The organism is Mesorhizobium sp. WSM4821 (assembly GCF_055901555.1).
Genome location: NZ_CM148371.1, coordinates 159982 through 183973, shown reverse-complemented (window position 1 = coordinate 183973; position 23992 = coordinate 159982). Strand labels below are relative to the sequence as shown.

Annotated in this window: 18 protein-coding genes and 4 pseudogenes; 19 read left to right on the top strand and 3 right to left on the bottom strand. The window is 60.0% G+C overall.

The genetic code is table 11. The annotated features are described in order from the left end of the window. The first annotated feature begins 465 nt into the window (after positions 1-465). The 14 genes from AC0NID_RS00830 to AC0NID_RS00765 all read left to right on the top strand — a co-directional run bounded on the left by AC0NID_RS00830 (position 466) and on the right by AC0NID_RS00765 (position 18508). Entirely contained in the window at positions 466-1701 is a 1236-nt protein-coding gene (locus AC0NID_RS00830; RefSeq protein ID WP_473459358.1) for an NAD(P)/FAD-dependent oxidoreductase, read from the top strand. Positions 1702-1797: 96 nt separating this feature from the next. After that, positions 1798-2640 carry a transporter substrate-binding domain-containing protein gene (locus tag AC0NID_RS00825; RefSeq protein ID WP_473459356.1) on the top strand — a complete coding sequence of 281 codons (843 nt, stop codon included), beginning with the start codon at positions 1798-1800 and terminating at the stop codon, positions 2638-2640. Between the two features lie 2 nt (positions 2641-2642). Then, entirely contained in the window at positions 2643-3614 is a 972-nt protein-coding gene (locus AC0NID_RS00820; RefSeq protein WP_473459354.1) for a proline racemase family protein, read from the top strand. A gap of 11 nt (positions 3615-3625) precedes the next feature. Then, the gene (locus AC0NID_RS00815; protein ID WP_473459353.1) at positions 3626-4279 is read left to right on the top strand and encodes an amino acid ABC transporter permease; all 654 of its coding nucleotides are present in this window, start codon (positions 3626-3628) and stop codon (positions 4277-4279) included. Next, positions 4279-5124, top strand: coding sequence for an amino acid ABC transporter ATP-binding protein (locus tag AC0NID_RS00810; RefSeq protein WP_473459351.1), 846 nt, complete (start codon positions 4279-4281; stop codon positions 5122-5124). Before AC0NID_RS00815 ends, AC0NID_RS00810 begins: the two co-directional genes overlap by 1 nt. A 5-nt stretch (positions 5125-5129) precedes the next feature. After that, positions 5130-6029, top strand: coding sequence for a dihydrodipicolinate synthase family protein (locus AC0NID_RS00805; protein ID WP_473459349.1), 900 nt, complete (start codon positions 5130-5132; stop codon positions 6027-6029). Between the two features lie 244 nt (positions 6030-6273). Then, positions 6274-7707 carry an NAD-dependent succinate-semialdehyde dehydrogenase gene (locus tag AC0NID_RS00800; RefSeq protein ID WP_473459347.1) on the top strand — a complete coding sequence of 478 codons (1434 nt, stop codon included), beginning with the start codon at positions 6274-6276 and terminating at the stop codon, positions 7705-7707. A gap of 36 nt (positions 7708-7743) precedes the next feature. After that, on the top strand, positions 7744-9126 hold the full coding sequence (locus AC0NID_RS00795; RefSeq protein WP_473459345.1) for an aminotransferase-like domain-containing protein: 1383 nt from the start codon (positions 7744-7746) through the stop codon (positions 9124-9126). 707 nt (positions 9127-9833) lie between these two features. Beyond that, a complete protein-coding gene (locus AC0NID_RS00790) occupies positions 9834-10997 on the top strand; it encodes a M24 family metallopeptidase (protein WP_473459343.1) in 1164 nt (387 codons plus the stop codon). 239 nt (positions 10998-11236) lie between these two features. After that, entirely contained in the window at positions 11237-12232 is a 996-nt protein-coding gene (locus tag AC0NID_RS00785) for a succinylglutamate desuccinylase/aspartoacylase family protein (RefSeq protein ID WP_473459341.1), read from the top strand. 905 nt (positions 12233-13137) lie between these two features. After that, positions 13138-14379 carry a M20 aminoacylase family protein gene (locus AC0NID_RS00780; protein WP_473459339.1) on the top strand — a complete coding sequence of 414 codons (1242 nt, stop codon included), beginning with the start codon at positions 13138-13140 and terminating at the stop codon, positions 14377-14379. Then, complete coding sequence (locus tag AC0NID_RS00775; protein WP_473459337.1) at positions 14376-15473, top strand: ABC transporter substrate-binding protein; 1098 nt, start codon at positions 14376-14378, stop codon at positions 15471-15473. The genes AC0NID_RS00780 and AC0NID_RS00775 overlap by 4 nt, the downstream gene beginning before the upstream one ends. A gap of 150 nt (positions 15474-15623) precedes the next feature. Next, on the top strand, positions 15624-16724 hold the full coding sequence (locus tag AC0NID_RS00770; protein ID WP_473459335.1) for an ABC transporter ATP-binding protein: 1101 nt from the start codon (positions 15624-15626) through the stop codon (positions 16722-16724). 20 nt (positions 16725-16744) lie between these two features. Further along, a complete protein-coding gene (locus AC0NID_RS00765; protein ID WP_473459333.1) occupies positions 16745-18508 on the top strand; it encodes an ABC transporter permease subunit in 1764 nt (587 codons plus the stop codon). A gap of 40 nt (positions 18509-18548) precedes the next feature. On the opposite strand, the pseudogene AC0NID_RS00760 reads toward AC0NID_RS00765, so the two are convergent. After that, positions 18549-18666: pseudogene (locus AC0NID_RS00760) on the bottom strand (IS5/IS1182 family transposase); the annotation flags it as partial. A 54-nt stretch (positions 18667-18720) separates the two neighbouring features. Between AC0NID_RS00760 and AC0NID_RS00755 the strand changes: the two are divergent. After that, a pseudogene (locus AC0NID_RS00755) lies at positions 18721-18837 on the top strand (transposase); the annotation flags it as partial. A gap of 127 nt (positions 18838-18964) precedes the next feature. Here the strand turns inward: AC0NID_RS00755 and AC0NID_RS00750 are convergent. Next, positions 18965-19417 (bottom strand): annotated as a pseudogene (locus tag AC0NID_RS00750) (ATP-binding protein); the annotation flags it as partial. Between AC0NID_RS00750 and AC0NID_RS00745 the strand changes: the two are divergent. Continuing rightward, positions 19366-19893 (top strand): hypothetical protein, encoded by a 528-nt coding sequence (locus tag AC0NID_RS00745; protein ID WP_474033489.1) that lies wholly within the window; start codon positions 19366-19368, stop codon positions 19891-19893. The pseudogene AC0NID_RS00750 and the gene AC0NID_RS00745 sit on opposite strands and share 52 nt — an antisense overlap. Next, complete coding sequence (locus AC0NID_RS00740; protein WP_474033403.1) at positions 19890-22181, top strand: recombinase family protein; 2292 nt, start codon at positions 19890-19892, stop codon at positions 22179-22181. Before AC0NID_RS00745 ends, AC0NID_RS00740 begins: the two co-directional genes overlap by 4 nt. Here AC0NID_RS00740 and AC0NID_RS00735 read toward each other — a convergent pair. Next, positions 22090-22863 (bottom strand): annotated as a pseudogene (locus AC0NID_RS00735) (Mu transposase domain-containing protein); the annotation flags it as partial. The gene AC0NID_RS00740 and the pseudogene AC0NID_RS00735 sit on opposite strands and share 92 nt — an antisense overlap. A gap of 95 nt (positions 22864-22958) precedes the next feature. On the opposite strand from AC0NID_RS00735, the gene AC0NID_RS00730 reads away from it, so the two are divergent. Then, on the top strand, positions 22959-23177 hold the full coding sequence (locus AC0NID_RS00730) for a DUF5372 family protein (RefSeq protein WP_044551253.1): 219 nt from the start codon (positions 22959-22961) through the stop codon (positions 23175-23177). A 167-nt stretch (positions 23178-23344) separates the two neighbouring features. Further along, positions 23345-23824 (top strand): helix-turn-helix domain-containing protein, encoded by a 480-nt coding sequence (locus AC0NID_RS00725; protein ID WP_473562986.1) that lies wholly within the window; start codon positions 23345-23347, stop codon positions 23822-23824. The last annotated feature ends 168 nt before the right edge of the window (positions 23825-23992 follow it).

The following is a 23992-nucleotide window of genomic DNA, read 5'->3' as shown; positions in this document are numbered from 1 at the left end:
CTGCCGTAAGGCAGCCCCGCACCCGATCCATGCTGCGTCCACGTCCTGCCGGATTGATCGTTTGATGCACTGTCGATCGGCTCCGAGCTTCAGCTTGAGCAGAACGCGATTCGTCTGGGCTTTACGCGGCCCGATCTGACGTTGCGGTGACACGCTTCTGGCGTCGGGATATGCACCGATTGTGACCTGCGCACAACGTAAGTGCGCCCGGTCTATGGATGCCTTGGGCCGGAACTTCCCGGAAGTCTGGCTCAGGGGTTGGAAGCCAAGCACCGCAGCGTCGGACACAACAAAAATACCGTTGAACCCTGCAGGAAGTTATGTCTGTAATAGGTCAATCGGTGATAGACGCTTGCATTGAACCGTAGCAATCTTATGGAGGAAAGGACGGGCCGTGAAGTTCGCCTGCATCTCCCCGTATTCAAAGTGCTGATCTCAAGGGCAGCTACAAAGAGGTGATATCCCATGGCTGAACAACGTACCGTAGCCGTCATTGGAGGGGGCGTAATTGGCGTGAGCTGCGCTCTCATGCTGGCGCGGGAAGGGCACCGCGTCACCGTGGTCGAGAAGGGTCGCATCGGCCATGGCTGCTCTTGGGGCAATGGCGCCCAATACACTGCGGGATCGTCTTTTCCCATGGCTCATCCCGGTGTCGTGTGGCGTGCGCTGCGCTGGCTCGCCGACACCGACGGCCCGGTGCGCCTCGCGCCGCGTGAGCTACCTCGCACCCTCCCATGGCTCGTGCGCTTCCTGCGAACCGGCCGCCGGGGTGCCTGGGAGACAGCCTATGCGGCGTTGCACGCTCTCCACGCCCCCTGTGCGGAGCTTTATCGCGATATGCTCGGCGACACCGAGTGGAAACGGGTGTTCCGGCCGAACGGTGCCCTGCACGTCTGGCGCGACCTGTCACTCGGCGCACTCGACGGGGTTGTGGACGAGTTGCGGGCCGCCCATGGCGTCGCCTTCGAGAGGCTCAATGCCGACGAGTTGCGCGGGTTGGAGCCCGGATTGGCCCGCGACTACCAGCGCGGGATTTTCTTTCCTGGCGGCGGTCACGTGACCTCGCCGTTAGCTCTAGTGGAGGGCCTAATGGGGCGGGCCGCCGCATTGGGCGTTGCTATTCGCACGGCTCGGGTCTTGGCTATCGAGCCCGGCATCGACGGGGTGACGCTCCAGACAAACTCGGGGCCTCACCGCTGCGACGTCGTGGTCATTGCAGCCGGTATCGCCAGTCGCGACCTTGCGCGCTCCCTGGGAATTTCTCTTTCGCTGACCAGCGAGCGTGGCTATCACATCACTGTGCCGGGCATTTCCAGCGTTATCAGCCGCCCCGTGACCGACGCCGCCTCGGCCTTTGTCGCCACGCCTCTGGAGGAAGGGCTGCGCATCGTGGGTATCGCGGAGTTCGATGCACCCGATGCGCCTCGCTATCCGAAGCAGAGCAACAAGCTGCAGGCTTGCGCGCGCGCGATGCTTCCAAACATACCCATCAGCCAGGTGACTGACTGGATGGGCGTAAGACCATCGACGCCTGATAGCGTGCCGATCATCGGTCCCCATCCTAAGCATGCAGCCATCCTGTTCGCCACTGGCCATGGCCACATGGGCATCAGCGGCGCCCCCATGACGGCGGCCATTGTTTGCGACCTCGTCGCTGGACAGGCTCCCCGGCTCTCCTGCGCTCCTTATCGTGTGCGGTGACGTGAGCCGAGCGCAAGGTTTAATCTTGCGACGCCTCTAGAAATGATATAGTGCATTCGCAAATTGATATAATCCAATAGGACGGAGGAGACTTCAATGAAACGCTGGGTAAGTGCAATTGTCGCGGCCGCCGTGAGTGTGGCCACCCTACTCGGACCGGCCTCCATGCCGGCTCGAGCCGAAGACCCCTCCCTGGTGCTCGACCGCATCAAAGCGAGTGGCAAGTTGCATTTTCCAGTTATGGTCGCGGAGGAGCCGGGCTACATCAAGGACCCGCGCACCGGCGAATGGAGCGGCTTCTTCGTAGACTGGGGCAAGGATATCGCCGGTCTGCTGGGCGTTCAGATCGAGTATTATGAGACCACCTGGGGCAACCTCGCCGCGGACTTCCAGGCCGGAAAGATTGACCTCGCGGTGGCGCTGAACCCCAACCCCCGCCGCGGCCTCGTCGTCGATTATGTGCCAGGCGCCATCGTCGAGGGCATTTGGGCGCTCGTTGCCCGTTCCGACTTCGAGCCGAAGACTTGGCGCGAGATGGACACCAAGGACGTTCGCATCGCGGTGCAGAAAGGGGGTACCATGCAAGTCATCGCCGAGTCGGTCATCCCCAACGCCACCATCGTCGTCGTCCCCTCGCGCGACCAAGCCATCCTCGAACTTCAGTCGGGCAAGGTCGACGCCATGATAGTCGCCGACCAGGACGCCGCCTTTCTCGATGCCAAGGGCATCGGCAAGGCCGTGGTACCCATGCCGGTGCTGCGCAACCCCTCCACCATCGGCATCCGTCGTGAGCCAGGCAATGCTGGGTTTGCCAACTTTCTGGCGAACTGGATGTCCCAGCAGAACTCTCTGGGTCTCGCCTGCTCGCGCATCACCCGCTACATGCTCGAGCGCGGCATTGACATGAAGGTGGTTCCCCAGTCTGGAAAGTACTGCTGACCATGCGCACCAGCCGTCTCTTCACCGTAATCGACAGTCATACCGCAGGGCACCCCACCCGAACGGTGACCGCAGGCATCCCTCCATTGCGGGGGCACAGTGTGCGCGAACAGCGAGACGATTTCCGTGCCGTCCATGACGGGTTGAGGGGGCTGCTGCTTCACGAACCGCGCGGGCATGCTGCCATGGCGGCGGCGGTGCCCGTGCCATCCCGCGAGGCAGATCAGGGGCTGTTTTTCATCTTCTCGTATACGTACGCCGACATGTGCGGTCATGCCACGATTGGCTACATCGCCAGCCTGGCCGCTACGGGTGCGCTTCCTCCAGGCTTCGAACAAACCGGTATGTCCATCGAGACCCCGGCAGGCATCATTCATGTGACCGGCACGTTCGAGGCAGGTCAGTTGACCTCAGTGGTGCTACGCAACGTGCCCTCCTATCTCGCCTCCGCCGACGTAACAGTTGAAGCCGAGGGTCTCGGCACAGTGACCTGCGACATTGCCTATGGTGGCATCACATACGCCTTGGTTGACGCGAGCCAAATGGATCTCCCCTTCGACATCAACCACGCCAGCCGCTGGTGCCGCGCGGGCATAGCCATCAAGCAGGCGCTCAACGCCGCCAGCGGCCACCCTCAAGTTGACAGTGTGCTGTTCCATAACGCGATCGAGGGCGGCGCCCGACATCTGGTAATCTTGGCAAGCAATAAGTTCGATCGCTCACCCTGCGGTACTGGTACCTCAGCGCGCCTGGCGCAGCTCCACGCGCGTGGAAAGTTGACGACTGGCGCGCCTTACCGCGCCGAAAACATTCTAGGGGTGCCCTTCACGGCCAAGGTCGTGGAGGTGGCTGAGGGCAAGGACGGACAGCCCGCCGTGGTCCCCGAGGTGCGGGGCATGGCTCATATCAGCGCATTTTCCACCCTCGTGCTGGAAGCAGACGATCCGCTGGCAGCTGGATTCCTTCCCAACTGACGGAGAGCGCTATGAAATTTGACCCGTCTGTCGTCCTCGCGAACTGGGACATTCTCGCCTACGGCCTGCTCATCACTTTGAAATACACGTTTTATACCTGTGCCATCGGCCTCGCTATCGGTCTATTCGTGGCCCTGCTTCAGCTCACTCCCTGGCGACTATCGCGCTGGACCGGCCGAATCTGGGTAGAGTTCTTCCGCAACATCCCGCTGCTGGTGTTGCTCATGTGGATCTATTATGCCCTGCCAATCTTTCTGCAGATCCAGATTGGCAAGGAAACGGCGGGCATCCTCGGTCTCGGGTTTTATGCCAGCGGCTTCTATGCCGAGATCCTGCGCGCCGGTATCCAGTCTATCGACCGTGGCCAGACTGACGCCGCCGTTGCGCTGGGCATGGGGTACATTCAGCGCATGAAGCGGATCATCCTGCCGCAGGCACTGCGCCGCATGGTTCCACCGCTGGTGGGCCAGACTATCATTCAGCTCAAGAACACAACGCTCCTCTCGGTGCTGACCATCCCCGATCTGCTTTATCAGGCGGGCTACATAGCCAGTTTCACGTACCGGCCAATGGAGGTCTACACCGTCATCGGCGCCATCTTCATCCTCATCCTTTTCCCCCTCAGCGCTCTTTCGCGCCGGTTCGAGCGCAAGGAGGCCGCGTGATGACCGGAACATCCACCGAAGTAGTACTGAGCGTACGCGGCATCGAGAAGTCCTTCGGGAAGCAGCATGTACTACGCGGCGTCGATCTTGACGTCCATCGCGGGGAGGTGGTCTGCCTGATCGGCGCCAGCGGCTCGGGCAAGACCTCGCTGCTGCGTTGCATGAACCTGTTGATGGAGCCTGACCAGGGCGAGATCATCCTCGAGGACGAGCCTCTTTTCCGCCGCACCAGGACCGGACGGCTGAAGCTGTCCAGCGCGCAGGTTAGCGCGGTGCGCATCAAGACCGGGATGGTATTCCAAAACTTCAACCTGTTCCCCCACCGCACCGCGCTGGAGAACATCATCGAAGCCCCGCTGGTGGTGAAGAAGGTGCCTCGTGCCGAGGTCGAGGCACGGGCTCGCGAGCTTCTCACCCGCATGGGCCTTCCTGACGCCGGGCACAAATACCCGTCACAATTGTCGGGCGGCCAGCAGCAGCGCATCGCCATCGCCCGTGCGCTCGCCATGCAGCCCACCATCATGCTGTTCGACGAGCCGACATCGGCGCTGGACCCGGAACTGGTGGGCGACGTGCTCGCCGCCATCCGCCAACTCGCCGCCGACGGGATGACCATGGTCATCGTCACCCACGAGATCGGCTTCGCCTATGAATTGGCCGATCGGGTGGTCTTCATGGACCAGGGCGTGGTCGCCGCCAGCGGCGCTCCGCGCGAACTCCTGCTGTCGGGTGTCAACCCTAGGCTCGCGGCTTTCGTCGGACGCTTCACGGAACAGGCCCGCCTTCTCGGTCCGCTTGCGGCCGCGGCGGACGCACGTTCAACCATATCTCCAACTCAAGGATAGTAATCATGGCCAGTGCAGACTGGGGTGGCATCTTCCCCGTTCTCGTAACCCCCTTCGGAGCCGATGGCTCCATCAATGAAACCCGGTACAAGGCGCTCATCGACGACGCCATTGCCAATGGCGCGCGGGGCGTCGTAGCGGCTGGCAGCACCGGGGAATTCTATGCTCTCACCAAGGCCGAGCGCGCGTGCCTCTACAAATTGACGGTAGACCATGTGGCCGGCCGCGCGCCTGTCCTGGCAGGTGTCGCCGACCTGCGTGTCGAGGATGTACTGGAAGCGTGTCAGTCGGCCGTGGCGGCGGGCTGCGCGGGCGGAATGATCCTGCCACCTATCTACGCCATGCCGAGCCCGCGTGAGATCGTGGCCTTCTTCGAGCACATCTCCCGCAACACGTCGCTGCCGCTGATGCTATACAACAGCCCGCGCCGCGCGGGCATCGACATCACCCCGGCCCTGGTGGAGCAACTCTCCGCCCTGCCAACCGTGGTCGCCATCAAGGACAGCTCCGGCGTCATTACTCAGGTGAGTGAGCTTGTGCAGCGCGTTGGCGACAGGCTTCGTGTCTTCGTCGGCTACGAGACCATGATCGTTCCGGCCCGCGCCGTTGGCGCTCATGGAGTCGTCGCCATGGCGCACCAGATCGCCGGGCCATTGATCCGCGACTACTGGGACAAGGCGCTAACTGGCGATAAGGCGTTGGATGACCTCGGCCGCGACGTCTTCGCCTTCTACCGTTGCTTCCAGTCCGGGGCCTATTACGCGGCCATCAAAGAGACCATGAGCCAACTTGGCCGCGACGCCGGTGGTCCGCGCCTGCCGCTGCTGCCCTTGGCAGACGAACAGAAAGCGGCCATTGCCAAGATCATCGCCGACGCCGGCCTAGCTCGTTGGGCCAACGCCTAAGGAGAGCCAACATGCGTTCTAATTCTATCATCCAAGAGATTTGCGCTTTCGTGCTGGAGCCCGCATCGGCTCTCGGATGTAGAGATAACCAGCGGCTGCAATGCAGACAAACTGCATCAACAGTTGGCAGCCGCGCCAACATTAACGACTCGCTAAAGAACTGCTTCGACTCAAGGGATCGGTTCCAATGGGACTTCAGACTACTGGCGTCTGAGCGCACCTTACTCTGTCCAAGGAATAAATTATGTATCCGAAACTGGCACTGCTCATCGACGGCGAATGGATCGAGGAAACCAATGCTGGGAGCGAAGTCGTTCTCAATCCTGCCACAGAACAGCCCCTCGGCAGACTGCCGCACGCCGGAACGGCAGAGCTTGACCGCGCGCTCGCGGCGGCAAACCGGGCCTTTGAGGGCTGGAAGCGCACCTCGCCTTACGAGCGTGGGCAGATCTTGCGCCGGGCCGCTGACCTGATGCGCGAGCGTTTAGACCACATTGCTACGGTGCTAACGTTGGAGGAAGGTAAGACTCTGGCGGAGGCGAAAGGTGAGATCACCGCCGCGGCAGAGTTCTTTGACTGGTTTGCAGAAGAGGGGCGGCGCAGCTACGGCCGCGTTATTCCGGCGCGCCTGCCCGATATGCGCCAGACGGTCACACAGGAGCCGGTTGGCCCCGTCGCTTGCTTCACGCCGTGGAACTTCCCTGCAGTGACGCCCGCGCGCAAGATCGCTCCTGCTCTTGCCGCTGGCTGCACCTGCATCATCAAGCCGGCTGAGGAAACGCCGGGCACAACGCTAGAAATAGCGCGGGCGCTCACCGATGCAGGGCTGCCCAAAGGCGTGCTGAACGTGGTCTTCGGTGTGCCCGCGGACGTCTCCGCGTACCTCATTCGTTCACCGGTGATCCGCAAGATCTCCTTTACCGGATCTACTCCGGTGGGACGTCACCTCGCTCGACTAGCAGGAGAGACCCTGACAGTGGCCACCATGGAACTGGGCGGCCACGCGCCCGTGATTGTCGCGAAAGATGCTGAAATTCAGCGCGCGGCGGAGCTCTCGATGGCCATCAAATTGCGCAATACTGGCCAGGTCTGCACCTCGCCGACGCGATTTTTCGTCGAACGCCCGATCTACGAAGAGTACCTTGAACACGCGCGTGCCTTCGTGGAGAAGCAGGTAGTGGGCGACGGCCTGCGAGCGGGCACCACGGTGGGTCCCCTCGCAAATACCCGCCGTATCGCTGCCATGGATGACCTAATCGCCAACGCCCTCTCCCATTCGGCCCGGCTGGTAGCCGGAGGTGAACGACTGAAGGGGACGGGACTGATGTATAGACCCACCATCTTGGCGGACATTCCCGACCAGGCAAGGGCCATGACAGAGGAACCATTTGGCCCGCTTGCGCTGGTACAACCTGTTGATGACATAGAACAGGCGCTCGCACGGGCGAATGCATTGCCTTACGGTCTGGCCGGATATGCCTTCACCCGCTCCGCCGCGACTGCTAACCGCATAGCGGAGAAGCTGGAGGTGGGCGTTATCGGCATTAACCAGATGGTGGTGACGATCCCAGAAACCCCCTTCGGCGGAATCGGCGACAGCGGCTGGGGCCGCGAAGGCGGCATCGAGGGTCTAGAGTCCTACACTGTACGAAAGTATGTTGGCCATCTTCATGTCTAGCAGGGGTTAAGATGGGAAGGAAAAGGGGCGCGGAGCATGGATGAGAGACTGTCGGGTTGGCGACCACGGCAGCTCGCCTCTGAGGGGCCGCGCTACCTTGCCTTGGTCAATGCTCTGGAGCAGGACATAGCCGACGGCCGGCTGTCGGATGGCGACCGACTGCCGCCGCACCGTGACCTAGCGCGAGAGCTTAGTCTTTCTGTCGGCACCGTGAGCAAAGCCTATCAGGAGGCAGAGCAGCGCGGCATCGTCAGCGGCCATGTCGGGCAGGGCACCTTCGTCCGTCGCCGTTCAACCGCCCGCGCCGAGCCGGCGGCAATACAAGAACAAATCAATTTAGCGCTGAATGTACCCGCCAAGGGGAGCGAAACCAAGATCCTGTCCGCGCTGTTTGGCGAGGTGGTCTGCGAGCGCGATCTTGCACCGTTGCTGGGCTACCACCCCCACGGTGGCATCCATCGGCACCGCGAAATCATCGCCGCTTCGCTGTCAGACAACAGCTTCACCGTCGAGCCGGCACGGCTATTCCTGTGCAACGGCGCCCAGCACGCCATCGACACCGCGCTGCGCTTGGTGGCAAAGCCCGGCGACAGCATCTTGGTCGATGCCTTCACCTATTCCGGCTTCAAGGCTATCGCTGCAGCCAGCCATTTCAACTTGGTACCTGTGGAGATGGATGAGGAGGGGTTAGACCCAGAGGGCCTGAAACAGGCCTGCCGCACGTCCGGCGCACGGGTGCTCTATTGCATGCCAACTCTCCAGAGTCCCACAGCACGCACCATGAACCTTGCCCGGCGCCGGCGCATCGCTGAACTGGCCGAGGAACTCGATCTCGCCGTCATCGAGGATGACGTCTACGGCTTTTTCTTCCCCGAGCGGCCTGTGCCTATTGCCTCGCTGGCACCGAACCGCACCTTCTACGTCACCTCCTATTCCAAATGCGTTGCGCCCGGCTTCCGACTCGGCACATTGACCGGGCCGGCGACCTACATTGCTCAAGCCGAGCTCCTCCTGCACGCCTCCGCCTGGTTTGTCGCCCCCATGCTGAGCCAGGCCGTGGTGCGGCTGATCGAAACCGGCAAGATGGAAGAACTTCTGCGTGAGCGTCGCCGGCAGGCGCTGGAGCGTTACCGTGTGTTCATGGACGTCTTTCCCAAAGCGGCAAAACTTCCGTTCCCAGCTTTCTACGGGTGGTTGCCGTTGCCGCAAGAGTGGTCCGCGGATCGATTTGCTGCCGCTGCGCGAGGTCGCGGCATACTGGTAACTCCACCCATCGCCTTCGCGGTGGGTAACGGTGACCCGGGCGCAACCCGCATCTGCCTTGGCGCGCCGAGGGATCTTAGAGAACTCTCCACCGTTCTTCAGATTCTGCGCGATATATTGGGTCGCGACCCAATAAGAGTCGCTTCTGTGGCATAACTCTTTTCATTCTGCTTTCGGTGAGCCCAGCGTTGTTCGCCGCTCAGCACAGACTTTTTCGGGAAGATGGGCGCCTGGCTCCTCGATGCGAACCGCGACTACCCAGTCCGCTCTCCGTTTGACGATGTGATGGGGTGCAAAAGGAAGAGGCACAAACGCTACGTCTCCCAGAGCATCGGAGAATATTGAACAGCTACATGCCACATTACGTGGGGCGCGTGGTGCGGACGTACGAAGTTGTCGGATGATCAGGCCTTCGACACTGTGTCGACGATATGCTTCTCGCTATCGATAGAAGCTTGAACGCCCGATCCCGAAATAGCGGCGCGTAACCGTTACCGATCCGGACTTCTTGGCGCGATCGAGAATGCCCAGCTGGCGGTGTATCGCGCTCATCCTTGTTGATTGGAAACACCGTCCTTCCTCCTTCTCGCAAACGGAGATTAACGGATGTGTCCCGCAAGGTCCTACATATCTACACGCAGCTCATGTCGATGAGCCCGCCGGCGATGCCGGCGATGGCGGGCCGTTCCGAGCACCATCGCATGGCCAGATGACTACAATATAAAAACCGTATTTGACGCAAGCCACTGTTAAGAGGGAATCTTCGCCGAGAAAAGATATGAATTGGCCGTGCATTCGGATTGTCACCGAATCTCCGGTCGCGGCTCGCCCCCCAAACAACAAGTAAGCAATTGAGGTGATCTATGACTACTGGGTCTTCAGCTGTTCCACAGACAGGCCTTCCGTTCCCATATACTGAGTATGAACGGCGACAGCAGAAAGTGTTCGAGGCTATGGAACGAGCCAACCTCGACGCCCTCTTAGTAACCGCTCACGGCCACCTCCAGTATCTTAGCGGATATGACGCGCGCGGGGCATATTTCATGCCGTTCCCTTTGATTCTCGTACCGGGACAAAAGCCGACCTTCGTTGTCCGCGAGTATGAACTGGGTGGCGTTCGTCCAAGCAGCTGTGTCCAGGAAATACTTCCTTACAGAGAGCAGTTTGATTTTGCCCCGGTGTGCGCCGATGCTATTCGGCGTTTCGGCTTGAAGGGGCGCAGGATTGGGCTTGAGCTCGGCTGCTGGGGTCTTGCGCCAGCAGACGTTAATGCGCTTCAAGCGCAACTTCCCGACATGAAATTTGCTGACGCGACTCGTCTGGTAGCGACGGTGGCAGCTGTAAAGACTGACGTGGAACTCGAAGCCATGCGCTTCGCAATGGAAATGACCGATGTGGCCGTTAGAGCATTCCAGCAGTGCCTGCGGGATGGCGTCACTGAAGCGGAAGTGGCTGCGAACATTGACCGGGAGGTCGAGAAGGCAGGAGGTGTAGTACGGGCGGCATCCTCAACTCTGCTGTTTGGCGAGCGGACGAAACTTTCGCACGGAAGCCCTAAGCCGCATCCGATCAGAAACAACGAGCCAGCCTTCATGGAACTTGGTGGCGTGAAGAACGGCTATGCTTGTGGTCTGGTCCGGAGCGCCGTACTTGGTCGACATGCCGAGACTGAACTTCTTCACGACCTCTCAATTGAAGTTCTAGAGGCAGTTATTTCTGCCATTAAGCCAGGTGCAACCGCCGGTGAAGTTGATTACGCTGGACGAGAGGTGCTCAAGCGACGTGCGCGTCCTGAGTTTCTTAATCACCGGGTCGGCTACCAAACAGGCATCAACTGGGTGGAGCGCGGTAACATCAGCCTTGAGCCCGGAGCTACGGACATACTCGAGCCAAACATGACCTTGCATATGCCAATCATCCTGTGCGGAGAAAGTGGCCACCTGTTTGGAACCAGTGAGCACGTCGTGGTGACAGAGCAGGGCGCGGAAATACTCAGCTCCACACCTCACACGCTCTATCGTGCATGAAAGAGGGCCGGAGCTTACCCATAGAGGCAGCCGAACGGCTGCCGCTATCTCCATCGGAACTCTGAGATCGGGCAGGGGTACATAATACGGTGTGTCCCCGAGCAAACGGTTGGCTTCGGCCGGTACTAATCATCAATCCCATTGAAACCGGGATAGCGCACCGGCGTCGTACCTTGGTCAAGGCGAGCACGAAGCCTACTGGTTAATCGCTATTTCAATTTACATCGGCGGCTGAAGCAATGAGCAAGACATCACACCTTACGATCGACCTCGACAAGCCTGGCATGAGCACAGGGCATCTTATCGTCTCCAAAGGCGCCGACTTCGAAGCTCTTTCGCTTCCCGTCTTCAGTCTCAATAAAGGGGCCGGACCGCGCCTCCTTGTCACTGGCGGATGTCATGGCAATGAATTGGAAGGGCCAATTATCGCACGACGGATTATTGACTGGCTGCCCGGAGCGCAAACCTGCGGAAGGGTCATCATCGTACCAGAGCTCAATCCGCTGGCCGTTCAGGCTTGGAGCCGTAACACGCCCATCGACGGCTTGAATCTCAATCGAGTGTTTCCGGGCCGCGCCGACGGATCGGTAACCGAACGCATCGCGGATGCGGTTTCCCGCCTGTTGGTGCCAATGGCCGACACAGTATTGGATCTGCATAGCTTCGGACCCCTGTGGGAATTTCCACCGGCGAGCACAACGCATCCTATTGCTGATGCCGATCTCATGGCCAGGACGCTGCGGATGGCAGACGCATTCAGGTTCCCCGTGACATTGGTGTGGGAAAACGACGAGACGCCTGGAATGTTCGATACATTTGTTCAGAACAACGGCAAGGTATTCGTTTGCGCTGAACTTGGCGGAGGTGCGGTCGGCGCCGAAGATCTCGCGATCTACGAAGCTGGAGTACGTAACGCCTTCATCGCCCTTGGACTTGTCAAAGGGCAAGCAAAGTATCCGATGTTCCGTCAACAGAAGTCTAGCCAGATACTTGAGACGCTGTCGTCTGACTGGCTGAAGTCCCCCGCGCGGGGAATCTTTGAACCTCGCTGCTCGGTGCTCGATGAAGTGAAGCAAGGAGATCTTGTAGGCATCCTGCATCCGATGAGTTCGCTGTCGGCTGGTTCCATTGATATTCGCGCGCCTACCACGTCCATCGTCTGCGCTGTAAAATCCGGGGTGTATGTCGACGCCGACGATGGGGTAGCGCTCCTTGGACGACCACTGAACCCTTGAGCCTCAGTGCGCATCAACGGACGAAATCGACCAAGATCAAGTTCCCAAGTGTCCTCGAAAACCGGGCTACTATAGCCGACTACATAAGCCGAGAACGCTCATCGCGGTGCGTGACCTGATCCGAGCCCGGGTTCCGGCCTGGTCGCGACGGCGGGATTTGTAATGGTAGGTCGACGTGTGAATCCAGAACCTCGGCAGGCCGCCGGATCTACACGTCCCATTCATGTGTCCACCACCAACTCGCGTTTGCAACCAAGGCCTCGCAGTTTTCGGCGGATCACGTCCTGCAGCATCGCATGTCCAGTGACAGATCGGGCGACCAACTTCCGGAGCTTGCCATTCGCGTCATGGACCTGCTTCAACTGCGTCATCTGGGTCGGCAGTCGTCCGTCGTATTCTTCTTTCCAGTTGACGTAGGTCGCAAGGCTGATGTCCGACGACAGATCTTCGCCACCGGAATCCCATCCGACCCCTGCTTCAAGATGAACTCCTTCTGCGTGTCCGAGAACTCGATGCCTTCATTGTCTTACGCTCCTCCCAGCCAAGGCATGTTACCGCGGAAAACTTCGCTTTCGAACGATCCAGTTTTCAGGAATCAGAGCACCTCCGCAAGACGTGCTAAAACCGTCAGCATCACTCGCGTCGATTTGTTCGGAGGCATGTCGAGCGCTGCTTGGCATGGCGCATCGATGCAGGAAGTAACCCCTCTTTGCGAAGCGAATGATAGAACACACGGATAAAGCGGCACGGTCTCGAACATCACGTTTGGGCCGATGGTGCGTTTCTGCGTCATCTCGATTCTAGATGACGCAGATATACAAACTGCATTTGACGGAGGAAACCGGAAGATTGATTTTATATGAAAGTGCCAAGTCGGCTCAAGGCCTATCCTATGGGAACAACAGATGCACTGTGTTGACACATTCCGGGAGCTTCAGGATGAGGCAGCCGAATGGCGCCGCTACCTCCATCAGAATCCCGAGCTCGGATATGGAGTACACAACACAGCTGGTTTTGTGGCCGAAAAGCTGGCTTCATTCGGAATCAATCATATCGAAACGGGGATTGCTGAAACCGGTATTGTCGCCCTGATTCAGGGCGAAGGCGGAGTCGGACCTACGATCGGGCTAAGGGCCGACATGGACGCACTGCCGATTCGAGAAGCCTCGAACAAGCCCTGGTCGTCGCAAATACCAGGCAAGATGCACGCATGCGGTCATGACGGTCACACGGCCATGCTGCTGGGGGCGGCGAAATACCTGGCAATGACGCGCAACTTCAAGGGCTCCGTTGCTCTAATCTTTCAGCCGGCGGAAGAAGATGGACTGGGCGGTCAAAGGATGGTCCAGGAAGGCATCATGGACCGGTTCGAGATTTGCCAAGTTTTTGGGATGCACAACGCACCGGGCCTGGAAGTTGGCAAGTTCGCAATTTGCAATGGTCCTGCCGCTGCCGCTCTTGATGAGTTCGACATTGTGGTGAAGGGCAGGGGGGGGCATGCAGCCAGCCCGCATCGTACCATCGATCCCATCGTTATTGCCGCACAAATCATCCTCGGCCTGCAGACTTTGATCTCGCGTGGCACGGACCCGCTCGAGTCGCTCGTTGTATCTGTCACCAAATTAGAAGCCGGTACGGCGTACAACATTATTCCAGAATATGTGGAGATATCCGGCACCGTGCGGTCCCTTACCTCTGAGCTCAGAGACTCTGCTGAACGACAGATCAGCAAATGCGCCGAAGGAATCGCGCAAGCCTATGGCGCGCATATTGAGTTCAAGCACCGGCGGCTCGAACCCTCCATGGTAAACCACGTGGAAGCAACTCATATGGCGATAAAGGCGGCATGTGGTCTCGTCGGATCTGAGTGCGTTAACGATAGGAAGCGACCCAGCATGGGCGCGGAGGACTTCGCGTACATGCTTCAGGCGCGACCTGGCTCTTATATTAATCTCGGTAATGGCCCGACCGCCGGATTGCACAACCCGGCGTATGACTTCAACGACGAAGCCCTGCCTTATGGCATCGGCTATTGGGTAAGCCTCGTCGAGACAGCGCTGCCTGTTCCAGACTGCGCCGCACGACTGACCGCGACAACAACACATTCCCGTCAACTGGCGGGTGCAATGAGGGAGAGCCTAAAATGACCCACTCAATAAACCGGAGACGTTTCATCCATGCGGCATCCGCCGTCGCGGTAGGTGCGATGTCTTACCAATCCCGCCGCGCTGCTGCTCAGTCCCCGGGCGAACTGAGAGTCTTACTCAATGGTGGCGATTACGCAAAGGCATGTATTGAAGCCTATGTAAAGCCATTTGAAGCCGAGACCGGAATCAAAGTGACCCCGATTTCCGAAGAAGCCAGCATGGCGAAGCTTGAGCTAATGGTTTCGACCAATAGCGTTTCGGTTGATGTGATCCCCATTGGCCCATCCACGCAACTCCAAGCTGAAGGGAAGGGCTACCTCGAAGAGATTGATTACTCCATCTATAAAAAAGACGAGTTGGACGCGATGTTGGACTTCGCCAAAACTCCGTACAGTGTCGGGTCGATTGTTTACGCGCTATGCATGGTCTACAGCACCGAGAAGTTCCCAGTTGGCAAGCCGCGTCCGGCCACTTGGGCTGAGTTTTGGGATGTCGCCAAGTATCCCGGAGTTCGTACGATGCCGTCCGGTTCATTAGAGGCTCCGCTGGAGGAAGCTCTGCTCGCGGATGGTGTGTCTGCTGACGCCCTTTATCCTTTGGATATTGATCGAGCGTTCGCAAGTCTGGACAAGATCAAGCCGAACATTCGCAAATGGTATGAGACCGGATCCGAGATCCAACAGATGCTGCACGATCAGGCTGTCGACCTGGCGGACTGCTACGATGGCCGGGCCACTGCATTGATCGACCAAGGCGCGCCGATTGAGATCAATCGAAACCAGCAAAAGATGACTTGGGAAAGCTGGTGTATCCCGAAGGGTAGCCCGAATCCGGAAAACGCACAGAGATTCATTGAATTCATCACCCGCGCTGACCGGCAGGCAGCCTTTTTGCATTTCATGCCTTACGGTCCAACGAACCGAAACGCGTACAAACTGGTGCCAGAGAATATCGGACGAAAATTCGCTAGCCACCCAGATTACCTGGAGTCCAGCATAACAGTGAACTCCAAGTGGTACGCTGAGGTGGGATCAGACGGCATGACAAACAACGATCGGGTTATCCAGCGTTGGAACGAGTGGATTCTTCAGTGATCCACGACCAGCCGGTATGTGGTGAGGGCGGCAACGAACCAGTCGGCCGCCTTCCCGATCTCCGAAACCGTTGACGGAGCCGCTTCATCCGCACCCTAGCGATTGGGAAGCAGTGCATCTGGCCGAGCCGGTCGTATTCGAGGATCTAGCGTGACCTTGCATCTCAAAAACATCACCCTGCCCATTGTTGAGGATGAAGCGTTGGAGAAAACCCCGAGTCCGCCGCAGATTGAATTCTGCAGCGTCACCAAGATGTATGGGGCCGTCGCTGCGGTCAAGAACTTGTCACTTGCAGTCCGTCGTGGCGAGTTCCTGACCATTCTCGGGCCAAGCGGTTCGGGCAAGACCACAGCGCTGATGCTGCTCGCCGGGTTCGTCGCGCCGACCGAGGGAGACATCCTCATTGCTGGGAAGTCGGTCGGCTCGGTGCCGTCCTACCGGCGCGACCAGGGCATTGTCTTCCAGAGCTATGCGCTGTTTCCGCACCTCACCGTGCGTCGGAACCTGGAATTTCCGCTCGAAATGCGCGGCGTGAAGGCCGCCGAGAGAGCAACACAGGTCGACCGAATGCTTGGGCGCGTCGACCTCACGGATTTTGGCAGCCGCATGCCATCGCAACTGAGCGGTGGCCAGCAACAGCGCGTGGCGCTTGCTCGAGCCCTGATCGCCGATCCTCCGTTTCTCCTGCTAGACGAGCCACTGGGCGCCCTTGACCGCAATCTTCGCGAGCAGATGCAGGGCGAACTCAAGAGCCTGCACAGGGAGTTTGGCAAAACCACAATATGTGTGACGCACGACCAGGAGGAGGCGCTCACACTATCGGACCGTATCGTGGTCATGCGCGCCGGTGAAATCGAGCAGACAGACACGCCGGAAGCCCTCTATGACCGGCCCAGGACGCGATTCGTGGCGAATTTCTTGGGCGAAGCAAACATCCTCGAAAATCCCGGGTTCAAGGTCGAATCCGATGCCACGCGGCCGTCCGGTACCGTGCCCATGATCCGGCCGGAACGTATCTACGTTGCTGCTGCCTCGGCTCCGAAGCGCGCCGATGCGGACCAGCGCCAATTCGTCACCGGCATTGTCGAAGACATGATTTATGCTGGCCCGTTGCGGAAATATTATGTGCGCGCCGGAAGCAGCGTGCTGATTGTGCGAGAGCACGTCGCGGCGGGACAGCAGATCTTCCGATCTGGCGACGAGGTACGCCTCGAGTGGCTGCGGTGCGACGTTCGCTTTGTCACTGTGTGAAGCGCTGAGAGGGAATGCAGATGAAGACGCTTCAGACATTGGGCCGAATGCCCATCGTACTCACTGGGCCTGCCCTGGTTGTCCTGCTCGTTGTATTCGGCATACCGATTATCCTGCTATTCCTGACCAGCCTTAACGCCCCAGCGTTTTCGGTCGTCAACTATCAAACGTTTTTCGGCCAGCCAGCGAATGTTCGCGTTCTCTTCCAGACTGTTGAGATTAGTGTGGTGGCCACGGCAATCTGCCTCCTTATTGGCTATCCCACGGCCTATCTGATCGTGGCCGGCTCGAAGCACCTGCGAATGGCGCTCATTGTGCTCGTCCTTTTGCCTTATCTGACCAGCGGATTGGTGCGGACATATGCGTGGATCGTGATTCTTGGCGATCGCGGCATGATCAACAATCTTCTGCTCGACCACGGACTTATCTCCAGTCCGCTGCCACTCATCTACACCAGGATGGCCGTCTATATCGGAATGGTACACATCATGCTGCCCATGATGATCCTGCCTCTGGTCAGTGTCATGATGGGCATTGACAAATCCCTGATGGCGGCGGCTCGTAGTATGGGTGCGCGGCCGCTCACCGCTTTCTGGCGCGTTTTCTTCCCGCTCAGCATGCCGGGAGTGCGCAGCGGCTGCCTTTTGGTTTTTGTGATCTGCCTCGGCTTCTACATCACGCCGGCCGCCCTTGGAGGATTGGGAGACGCCATGCTGTCGACGTTCATCGCGTCGCAGGTCCAGACCTCTTTTCACATGCCGCGCGTCGCCGCCTCGGCCTTTATCCTGCTGGCAGTAGCCATCCTCGTGCTCTCCGTGGTTGGGCTTGACCTTTCTGGTACACAGGGCCGCAGGGCCCAACCAGCGCGGAAGCCCTGGCTGAGTCGGCGCCCTTCATTCGGCGTGCTTAAACGCAATTTCGGTGAGTTTCTCGCTCCCCGTCGGGCGAAGCGCTGGACGGCTCAGCTCTACAAGGCCGGCGGTGGTAGCCGTTGGTCGAAGACCGTCGGCACGGTGTTCCTGGCGGTCGTCATGTTCTACCTGCTGTTTCCGGAACTTCTGGTCGTCATTATGTCATTCAGCGCGGGGAGGTTTTTGGAATTCCCACCCTCGGGCTTTTCACTGCAGTGGTACCGCTCGTTCTTCGGTGATCCGGGCTGGTACGAAGCCGCCTGGACCAGCATCCAGATCGGCATAGTGGTTGTTATCCTGTCGACCACCGTCGGCACTCTTGCGGCCTACGGCCTTAACCGCACAAGTCGCCGGCTGCGCAGCTTCTTGACCATGGCGATGCTGACGCCGATTACATTTCCGGTTATCGTCGTCGGCATCGCGACCTATCTCGGGCTGGTCAAACTCGGGCTGCTCGGCTCTATGACCGGCATAGTCCTGGCGCATACCGTCGGCGCTATCGGCTATGTCGTCGTGATGGTCTCCGCTACGCTGGCGAATTTTGACCTGCGGCTGGAGCAGGCGGCCATGAGCATGCGGGCCAATCCGGTGCAGACATTCATGAAGGTGACGCTGCCACTGATCCGGCCGGGCATTATCGGCGGCGCCATGTTCGCGTTCCTTCACTCGTTTGATGAGGTCGTCATTACATCTCTGATAGGCGGGTTCTCGATTCGCACCCTGCCTCTGAAGATGTGGGAGGATATTCGCCACCAGATCGACCCGACAATTGCCGCGGTGGCATCGCTACTGATCCTACTGCCCCTGTTCTGCCTAATCGTCCTCTATCTCACGAGGCCGAGGGTTGACGCGCTACCCGTCCCAGTGGCGTAAGCCAGACCCTTAACTCGTTGAAAGACGGTCGGTGTCGACCCAGCGCATGTCGCTGGCGGCTTTGATCTTCTTCCGGCGTCATAGCCGCGCGGCCCGACACTCTCGCAGGTCCTTACAGTATGGCTGTCCATGATGGAGGCCGTGGGTGAAGCCTGACGTTGCCCCCTGGGATGCCCTCGGTTTGAATTGGACTCCGTCGAAAGGAGACGGAGATGAAGAAGAGCCGGTTCAGCGAGGAACAGATCATTGGCGTTCTGAAGGACCACCAAGCGGGAATCCCGACAGCGGAGTTGTGCCGCAAGCACGGGATCTCGGAGGCGACCTTCTACATCTATGGACGGCTCTCCCGGTGCGCATTTCGCAAAAGCCGGACAGGGGTTCCGCTAATTCCCGGACAGTGGTTTCGCTAATGTCGGGACAGTCTGGCGGCGTCGGTCCTCGGGTGCCTTGTTGCGTTCATGGATGATTGATTTCGCCGTTTTCGGTGCCGGTCAAGAGGGGCGCAGCCTTTTGCTTTCGCATGCTGTCGCCCTGAAGCACGATGCGGTGGGCGTTGTGCACGATCCGGTCGAGAATGGCGTCGGCGACGGTGGGGTCTGCGATCAGGTCATGCCATCTGGCCACCGGGACCTGGGCGGTGATCAGGGTGGATTTGCGGCGATAGCGTTCCTCGACGATTTCGAACAGATGGAAGCGCTGTTGGTCGGTGAGGGAGTGGGTTCCGAAGTCATCGAGGATGAGCAGTTGTGCGCGGGTGAGTTTGTCGATGAGGCGTGGGAAGCGGCCATCGAGACGGGCGAGCGCCAAATCCTCGAACAGGCGCGGCACGCGCACATAGAGCACGGAATGATCAAGCCGTGCTGCTTGCCGGCCGAAGGCGCAGGCTAGCCACGACTTGCCGGTTCCGGTCGGACTGGGCTCATAATGCCCGTTATCAGGATGGCGAGGCAAAGAAGATTGTCCGTTACGCCTTTCATCCGCGTTCGGGCGGGGAGATTTTTGTCACAGGCCGTCAGCGTTATTGCGGTGAGCCGGCCTATGTCGGGCGACAACCGGATGGCAGCCTGACGCTGATTCCGATCTGGATGACGGAAGAGATCGCCCTGTCGATGGCGGTTCGCGAGGCGCCCCGTTTTCCCCTTTCATGCCTGCGCGACCTGCGCAGCGAGGTGGATGCAGGTCTACGTTTTCTGCAGAGCGACTCACGCCAGCCAGGAGACGACCATGCAGCGCAGGCAATGCCGAACCGACCAGCCAGACCTGTTTTCCACGAAGGCTCCGCCATCGAGTCTTCCAGGCGAAGTCCGGGAACGCACCCTCCCGCTGATCGAGACCTTGCTGAGGGAAGCGGTGGTGAGCCAGACGGAACGGGAGGCAGATCATGAAGATCACCGCTGAACATCTCGCGCGCGGCGCCTATGTCTATGTCCGGCAGTCGACGGCCGATCAACTCGTCAACAATCCCGAGAGCCGGCGACGCCAATATGGCCTTGCCGAGCGAGCGCGATCCCTTGGCTGGAAAGAAGCCATCGTCATCGATGAAGATCTCGGTCGTTCAGGGTCTGGCATCAGCCGTCCGGGCTTTGAGAAGCTTCTGGCGGCGATCTGCGAAGGTCGGGTTGGTGCGGTCCTCGCCATTGAAGCCTCCCGGCTGGCCCGCAATGGCCGGGACTGGCATACGCTCATCGAGTTTTGCGGCCTTGTCGGAACGCTCATCATAGATGAGGACGCCATCTACGAACCGCGTCATCCCAACGACAGGTTGCTGCTCGGCATGAAGGGCACGATGAGCGAACTGGAGCTTTCGATCCTGCGGGCCCGCTCGATCGAAGCCCTGAAGCAGAAGGCACGCCGGGGCGAACTTTTCCTGACGGTGGCGATCGGTTACGTCAAGTCGGGCCGGAACCGGATCGAGAAAGACCCGGACCTGCGGATCCGCGAGGCGATCGATCTTGTATTCCGGCGTTTCGACGAACTGCAGAGCATCCGGCAGGTGCATCTGTGGCTGCGCAGCGAGGGCATTATGCTCCCTGCCGTAAATTACACGCGCGCGGCGGACAGGGCGATCGTCTGGAAGCTGCCCGTCTACAATACGGTGCACCACATTCTCACCAACCCGATCTACGCCGGCGCCTATGCGTTCGGGCGAACCTGCAGCAAAGTCACCATAGAGGCCGGACGCAAACGGATTTTGCGTGGGATCAGGCGCGATCGCGCCGACTGGGAGGTCTTGCTCATCGACCATCACGAAGGTTACCTGAGCTGGCACGATTTTGAGAGGAATCAGCGCCTGATCACGGACAATGCCACAAGCAAAGGCTTGGTGCCGCGCGGTGCTCTTCGCCGGGGCGAGTTGCTGCTCGGCGGTCTCTTGCGCTGCGGCCATTGCGGCCGCAAGCTGCATGTCTCCTATTCCGGCAGCAACGGCAATACGGGGCGCTATCATTGCCGCGGAGCGCAGCTCAACCACGGAACCGACCCGTGCATTGGCTTCGGATCGTTGCGGGTCGATCAGGCGGTCAGCGCGGAGGTTCTTCAACGCCTTCAACCGCTCGGCATCGAAGCGGCGATCAAGGCCATCGAGACCACCACCGTGCAGGCTGGAGAGAAGCGGCGCCATGTGGAGCTCGCACTCGAGCAAGCACGTTATGAAGCCGCCCATGCACGCCGCCAGTATGACGCCGTCGACCCGGACAACCGGCTTGTAGCAGGCGAACTAGAGCGACGCTGGAATGCCGCGCTCGTAGCCGTCCGCGAGCGTCAGGACGAGCTTGACGCGCTCGACCGCCACAAGCCTGAGGCTCTGGGAGAAGAGGAACGGCGGAGCCTGCTGCGCATGGGCGCCGATCTCGAACTGGCATGGCATCATGCCAACGCCACCGCCACCACGCGCAAGCGGATCATCCGCGCCGTGATCCGCGAGATTGTCGTCGCCATCGAAGACGACCACATCAAAATGCTGGTGCATTGGCAGGGCGGCGACCATACCGCGCTTTCGGTCAGGAAGAACAAGGCAGGCCATCACCGTTGGGGCGCCACGCCGGACATCGAGGAACTGATCCGTGCCCTGGCACGCCAATTGCCGGATAGAGCGATCGCATCGCTTCTCAACAGGCTCGGCAAAACCACGGGTCGTCAGAACGGATGGACGCAGTCCCGTGTCTGCTCTTTCCGCAACCAGCACGACATCGCCGTCTACAAAAAGGACGAACGGTCGGAGCGCGGCGAGTATACATTGCAGGAAACGGCTGCAAAGCTCGGGCTGCGGCCAATGACCGTGCTGCGCATGATCCGCGCCGGCGATCTGAAGGCCGAGCAGTATTGCAAGGGTACGCCCTGGATCATCCGTCATGAAGATATCGAGCAACTCGATATCCAGCACCATTCCGGCAGGAGCGGACACAGTCCATTATCACAATCACAGGATCAGCAGATCCATCAGGCCGAGCCACTCGTCACGGCTGAGCTCGTTGGCGTTGTTCCGTTCGGCCAGTTCGCGCCAGGCGGCAGCCATGCCGGCCAGACCGAGGGTTTGCATCTGGTCGAGGGTGGGGTTCGTCAGCATTCTTTCTTCCTTTCCTTCACTGGTAATAGGTGGAGCCGCGGATGTTGGCGTGCTGGGGTGTCGGCTTTGCCGGTTCTGCAGAGCTGGCTCGGTCGAGACCGGCTTTGAGGATGGCGGTGACGGAGGAGTAGGCGATCGCGTTGATCAGCAGCGCCCGCTCGCAGGCGGCATCGAGACGCTCCGGCCCATAGCGCGGCGCCAGCGACAGGATGCCCATGGCCGAGCGGTATCCCTGTTCCGGATGCGGTCGGTCGCGCATCATGCGCTCGACCAGGATGGCGGCGTTGGAGCCAATCCTGGCCGCCCGGCTGATCAGGCTGGCCGGCGTGGTGTTAGCGTAGCGCTGGTGCGCCTTGGGCATGTGTTCGTTGACGGTGACATGGCCGGAACGCTGCGAGCGACGCACATGGCTGGCGACACGCTGGTGATCGTGGAAGATCTCGACCACTCGATGCGTGAGCCGCACCTCGACGGTGCGCCCGATCAGCCGGTGCGGCACCGAGTAGAAGGTCTTGTCGACCTCGACATGGTAATCAGGATGGACCTTCGCCGACTTCCACTCGGCGTATTCGAACGGTGCCGCCGGCAGCGGCTTCAAGGCAGCCCGCTCGATCTCCTCGAACAGTTCGCGGCGGCTTTGGCCGATATGGCGCATCGGCCGGTTGTTCAACTCCTCGAGCAGTTCGGCGATCGCCGCGTTGAGCTCGGCGATCGAGAAGAAGGATCAATTCCTCAGCCGCGCCAGAATCCAGCGCTCGACAATCAGCCCCGCGCCTTCGACCTTTGCCTTGGATAAAGCCGTCAACTGCAGCCCGTGTGGGGACGACCGGCCTCACGGTCCGCATTACTCACCCATTCCACCCGCTTAAAGGCCAGACCTTCGACATGATCAGCCGCAGCCCGCATTGGGGCGACGACCGGGTGATCTACCGAGCGGCGGACGGGACCTTGCCCACGATTGCCGCCGCAATGACGGACATGGAGCAGCCTGACGCATTCCGGCGCGTCGCGGCCGGGCGCGCGGCGTTCCGGACGGTCGACCTATTGGATTTGCTCACACTGCTGGATCGGATCGCTGCGCCGGTGGAGGCGGAGGATGCGTAAGGTTAAATACGCCGCTGGTGTAAGGCAAATTACGCCGCAGCGCCTGCTCGGATACCGGAGATACGCCCAGCATTGTGGGAGTTACCTTGAGCGTCGTGGAGTTGTCTTGTTTGACGTCTCATCGTGTAAGGCGTATTTATATTTACGAATCAGTTTGGATGATGGTCATGGCGAAGCCAAAGCCAAGACGACGCGACCCAAAGGCCGAGGCCTTGGCCCGCGACGGCGCGCTCAACCCCCACCCCGAGGCCGTGCGCGACACGCTGTTTGCCGCCAATCCCTTCTTCGATGCCAGGGACCTTGTGCAGGTCCGCTACGAGATGGTGCGCCGCCATCAGGCCGATCGCGTGCCGATCAGCGACGTCGCCAGCGCCTTCGGGGTCTCGCGGCCGACCTTCTACAAAGCTCAGAGCGCCTTGGCCGACCAGGGCCTCGCCGGGCTGGTGCCCCGGCAGCGGGGTCCAAAGGGCGGACACAAGATCTCTGCCGAGGTCCTCGCCTACATCGACCAAATCAGGACGACGCGGCCCGACCTCACCGTGCCGCAATGTGTAGACGCTATCGCCACACGCTTTGGCGTCAGGGTGCACCGGCGAAGTCTGGAGCGGGCCATGGCGCCCAAAAAAAAACGACTCGATCAGCCTTAACCGTCCGCGCGACCAGCCTCGTCGGCACATACGAAGAACTGCGCGCCGCGGTGCTCAGCGCCCGGCTGATCACCGGATCAGGACTCGTAACCCTGCACCGTCAAGGCATGGTCGCCTGGATCAAGGCCGCAACGATAACACCCAACTTTACGCCGCCTTGCCCGGTAC